The 5,412-nt window shown below is 47.5% G+C and carries 4 protein-coding genes; 2 read left to right on the top strand and 2 right to left on the bottom strand.

Annotated features, from left to right (window positions below; all coding sequences use genetic code 11):
• The coding region (gene acs, locus ACWA6V_RS16735) for an acetate--CoA ligase (RefSeq protein ID WP_449523558.1) at positions 1-1,555 on the top strand (1,555 nt) is incomplete at its 5' end.
• A gap of 65 nt (positions 1,556-1,620) precedes the next feature.
• On the opposite strand, the gene ACWA6V_RS16730 is transcribed toward acs, so the two are convergent.
• Complete coding sequence (locus ACWA6V_RS16730) at positions 1,621-3,234, bottom strand: M56 family metallopeptidase (protein WP_449523557.1); 1,614 nt, start codon at positions 3,232-3,234, stop codon at positions 1,621-1,623.
• Positions 3,234-3,614 (bottom strand): BlaI/MecI/CopY family transcriptional regulator, encoded by a 381-nt coding sequence (locus ACWA6V_RS16725; RefSeq protein ID WP_449523556.1) that lies wholly within the window; start codon positions 3,612-3,614, stop codon positions 3,234-3,236. Before ACWA6V_RS16725 ends, ACWA6V_RS16730 begins: the two co-directional genes overlap by 1 nt.
• 266 nt (positions 3,615-3,880) lie before the next feature.
• Here ACWA6V_RS16725 and ACWA6V_RS16720 point away from each other — a divergent pair, with 266 nt between their 5' ends.
• On the top strand, positions 3,881-5,392 hold the full coding sequence (locus tag ACWA6V_RS16720; protein WP_449523555.1) for a TolB family protein: 1,512 nt from the start codon (positions 3,881-3,883) through the stop codon (positions 5,390-5,392).
• The last annotated feature ends 20 nt before the right edge of the window (positions 5,393-5,412 follow it).

Raw genomic sequence — 5,412 nt, 5'->3', positions numbered from 1 at the left:
GAAAAAGGGCGATCGCGTATGCATCTATATGCCGATGATCCCGGAAGCGGCTTATGCCATGCTCGCCTGTACCCGTATCGGCGCAATTCACTCAATCGTATTTGGCGGCTTCTCGCCCGAAGCGTTAAAAGACCGTATTCAGGATGCGGAATGCCAAGTCGTGATTACATCAGACGAAGGTCTGCGTGGCGGCAAGCGCGTCCCACTGAAAAAGAATGCTGATATCGCATTGACGCAATGCCCCGGCGTTCACACTTGTATTGTGGTCAAACGTACCGGTGGCGATATCGCTTGGGATGAAAAGCGCGATTTCTGGTACGAGGATCTCGTCGAGCGTCAGGCGAATGATTGCGAACCTGAAGTCATGGATTCCGAAGATCCGCTGTTTATCCTCTACACCTCCGGCTCAACCGGCAAACCCAAAGGTGTATTGCACACCACCGGTGGCTACCTGCTGCAAGCAGCCATGACCCACAAGTACGTGTTCGACTATCAAGAGGGCGATGTCTACTGGTGTACCGCCGACGTAGGCTGGGTAACAGGCCACAGCTATATCGTCTACGGCCCGTTGACCAATGGTGCGACTACCCTGATGTTTGAAGGCGTGCCGACTTATCCTGATGCTTCCCGCTGCTGGCAAGTGATCGACAAACATGGCGTTAACAGTTTCTACACCGCACCCACTGCGATTCGCGCATTAATGGGTGCAGGTAACGATTACGTTACCAAGACCACGCGCGCCAGTTTGAAAATACTCGGCAGCGTAGGTGAACCGATCAACCCCGAAGCCTGGGAGTGGTACTACCGCGTAATCGGCGACAGCCGCTGCCCGATTATGGATACCTGGTGGCAAACCGAAACCGGCGCCCACATGCTCACTCCATTGCCTGGTGCGATTGATCTCAAGCCCGGCTCTGCAACCGTCCCTTTCTTTGGCATACAGCCAGTGCTGCTCGATGCGGAAGGCAAAGAAGTAGTCGGCGCAGGCGAGGGTAATCTCTGCATCAAGGCCGCTTGGCCAAGCCAGATCCGCACCGTGTATGGCGATCACCAGCGCTGTATCGACACCTATTACAGCACTTATCCCGGCTACTACTTCACCGGCGATGGTGCGCGTCGCGATGCCGATGGCTACTACTGGATCACCGGTCGTGTGGACGATGTGATCAACGTATCGGGCCATCGTATGGGCACTGCCGAAGTCGAGAGCGCTCTGGTATTGCATGATAAGGTTGCCGAGGCTGCAGTGGTTGGCTATCCGCACGATATCAAAGGCCAAGGCATTTACGCTTACGTCACTTTGATGGCAGGCGAACAACCAACTGATGAGCTGAAAAAAGAATTGCTGGCATTGGTAGTGAAAGAGATCGGCGCTATCGCTCGACCAGATGTTATTCAGTGGGCGCCCGGTTTGCCAAAAACCCGCTCCGGAAAAATCATGCGCCGCATCCTACGTAAAATCGCCGCCAACGAACTGGATTCACTGGGTGATACCTCAACCCTCGCTGATCCGGCGGTGGTAAATGAGTTGATTGAAAATCGCGCTAATAAATAATTGCGGTCTATTCGCTGTGATAGAAAGGGAGGGTGCTTAGTGGCACCCTTTTTTTATGCAGAAAATTATTTCTTTTCCGGGATGGGCGGCTTGATTTTTTGAGCCACTTTAAACGCGGGGCATGGGGTTGGTTCTTTGATGTTGTCTTCCAATGATTTGATGGTTGCTTTTACTCGTACAATATTTTGATAAAAATCGGTAATGATTAATGTGTTCGCAGTTTCCAGTGTAGTGAGATGTCCATCGCGAGGAACTAATGGGCGCACAGTAGCTAATACGCTGCCTGCCCACGCTTTTTGCAAATGAATGGAGGCGGTGACGTATTCATCATCAGCATAAACTTTTCCTTTTTCGACGACAGGAATTGCGTATGCACGAGCTTCAGATATTGGGATGATTTGGATGTAACCGCTGGATTTATAAGCAGTAAAACCGTTGATCTTTAATTGACTCAGCAGCTGGCCATAACTGAGTGGTTTATCAGTGAGATTTACCGGAATGTTGGTATTGGCATGATCTCTACCCACTAAAACTTGTGTCTTTAAATCTCTTTCGGCACGTTGTGAAAACTCAGACAATTTCATGCTGGTCGCGGTATGGAGTGAAGCGGCGTCTTCTGTTGATTTGAGTGTGGAGTTCGGTTGCGCTAGTGCAGCAAATGCAAAAGCACTAAAAACCATTCCAAAAACGAGCGATTTTTTTAGCGTCATAGTCGTAAATTCCTTCATCATTATTAAGCGATCTTTAAGTTCGCGGTGGTTTTCCAAAATACCCAGGCTATGAGCGAAGCCCAGAGGCTTTGAAGAGAGTTGACTGACATTGATTAATGTCAGCCCGTAATCATTTCTATCTTGCGGTGAAAGATGTGAAAGCACTTTTGCATCGCAGGCCATTTCCATGTCGGCTTTCATACGCTTACTGGCCAACCAGATCAGTGGGTTAAACCAGTGTAGTAGCGTTATTCCGTAAGCTAACCAATTCCACAAGATATCGCGACGTTGGATATGAGCTAATTCATGTAACAGCACAAGTCTCAATTGGTTTTCAGTAAGTTGCCGCTCAATGCCAATGGGCAAAATAATGGCTGGTTTAAATAATCCCAACGTTAGCGGGCTGGATACCTGCGAGGAATATAGGAGGGGAATTTTTTGGTCAAACCCCAAAGTGTGTTGGGCGTTCTGCAACAGCAAGTAATCTTGTGAGGGAGCATTGGATGCTTTTTGCAGGACACGCTTAAATCGCACTAACTGCCAAGAAGTAATAAAAATTAATCCGCTGAAAATAGAAAGCCAAAGAAGACTCAATATACTGTGTGAATCAAGTGAGGTGATTGCAACTTCACGGGTTTGAAATAGATCATTCTCTATATTTGTTTGCGCTACTTCGGTAGCGGCGATTGACGAAGTGATTATTTCAGATGTTGACGGAGAAGTAGCATTATTTTCTGTGGATGAAAATACTAATTCCGTGGTTTGAACATCAAAAGAAAAATGCCATCCGAATGGAGTGCTCAAGCACAGAAATAAACTTAGCCATAAACCATGGCGAGCACCTGCCGATAAATATTTTTTCAACCCATATTGCGCCAATAATAAAATAGCAATTAAGGGTAAGCTCTTGAGTGATGCAATCAGTAGCCAACCGGTAAATGAATTTAATTCCTGCATCAGCTCGGCCATTATTTTTCTCCCTGATGATTTTCGTCTTGCAATAGGGCAATCAGCGCCTGTTTTTCTTCGTTGGTCAATTTTTGTTGGCGAGTGAAGTGAGCAATCATCGGTGTCAATGCACCGTCAAACACGCGCTGCATAAACGATTGCGTCGCACTGGATTCGCAGTATTCGCGTTCATATACCGGCTTGAAATGCTGAATGCCATCAATCACTTCATATTCAACAGCGCCCTTTTTTTGTAAACGAATCAACATGGTGCGCACGGTTTTGGGGTGCCACTGCGGGGTGAGTTCTGCAATTTGGTTGGCTGTGACAGGGTTTTTCTCCCACAGGATTTTCATTAAATCCCATTCGCTGCCCGAGAGTTGCAGGTCATCTGTGTCCATCAATACCTCAGCTTGGTTTATGTTGTTTCAGGGTGGGATTACACTTGTAATCACAAGTGAAGATTACAGGTGTAATCCGGAGTTCGCAACCCTTTTTCTTGAATGGCTGCAGATTGGGGGGTAGGTGGCGATGTTTTAGCATTGGGTCAGCTGGGCTGAGATATGAAAAGGTAAATTAGGGTAAAACTCCTGCCGTTAATACTGATTGTCGGCGCAGTATCTCTCCGCACAATTTTTTGGGCGATACCAACTTCAGTGAGGACACTATGACGATAAAAATAATCCAGCGGGGCTTCATTTTTTTAATGGGTTCAATTCTGCCGCTGTTGGGCTGGGCGGCACCTTTGGGCCAGTTCACGGGGCATCAGGATATAGGCGCAGTCAAACACAAAGGCTCTGCGATTTATGATCCCGCTTTCCAACAATATCGCATGAGCGGTTCGGGCAAAAACATGTGGGTGGGCGAAGACGAATTACATTACGCCTACACCCAACTGACGGGCGATTTTATTTTGCGTGCTCATGTTGCATTTGAGGGAACAGGTGTCGATCCGCATCGAAAAATCGGTTGGAATTTGCGCACCAGTCTCGATACTGGCTCACCCAATGTCCATGCAACAGTGCACGGTGATGGTCTCACCTCTTTGCAATTTCGCGCGAGCGCGGGCGGTGATACGCAAGAGTATCCGATGGCAATCAAAGCTCCTGATGTAATTCAGCTGGAACGCCGTGGCGATACCTACATTATGAGTGCAGCAAAAATGGGTCAGCCGTTTCAGGTGACTTCAGTTTCCGATATCAAGCTCGGTGAAAAAATTTATGCAGGTTTGAGCCTGTGTGCACACAATCCCGATGTGATAGAGAATGCGGTTTTCTCCAATGTAAGGATTATTCTTCCCGCCGCAAAAGATTTTCGCCCCTATAAAGATTACATCGGCAGTAATGTGGAAATTATGAATATGAAGACCAAAAATCGGCCCATTGTGTTTCGCTCGCCCGATTCTATCCAGGCGCCTAATTGGACGCAGGACGGTAAAACGCTGATTTATAATTCCAAAGGTTTATTATTTAATTTCGATATCAAAAGCGGCAAAAGTTCGGTGCTGGAATCGGGTTTTGCGAGCAACAATAATAACGATCATGTGCTTTCCTGGAGCGGTAAATTAATCGGTATTAGCCATCATGTTGCCGAGGAAAATAATCACTCGACGATTTATACGCTGCCGATAACAGGCTCCAAAAAGCCTACGCGCATTACTGCCAAAGGTGCTGGTCATTCTTACCTGCATGGATTTTCGCCGGATGATAAGTCCTTAATTTTTACCGGCGAGCGTAAAGGGCAATACGATATTTACAGTATCGATATTAAAACCGGCAAAGAGACCCAATTAACCGACACTCCAACTGTGGATGATGGCTCCGAATTCAGTCCTGATGGTAAATATATTTATTTCAATTCCAATCGCACGGGCATGATGCAGCTTTGGCGTATGCACGCCGATGGCAGCAATCAGCAGCAGCTCACCTTCGATAATCACAACAATTGGTTTCCGCATGTATCACCGGATGGCAAGAAGATTGTTTTTCTCAGTTATATGGATGATATAGATCCGGGTGATCATCCGTTCTATCGCCATGTGTATCTGCGCGAAATGCCAGCGGAGGGCGGGGAACCGGAAATCATCGCCTATGTGTATGGCGGGCAGGGCAGCATCAATGTGCCTAGTTGGTCGCCCGACGGCTCCCAGATTGCTTTTGTCAGCAACACCCGGCTTTAAAATGATAGGCAGCGCATAGT

It is taken from the genome of Cellvibrio sp., from assembly GCF_053579595.1.
The sequence above is the reverse complement of the archived record's forward strand: the minus strand, read 5'-3'. Positions and strand labels throughout refer to the sequence as shown.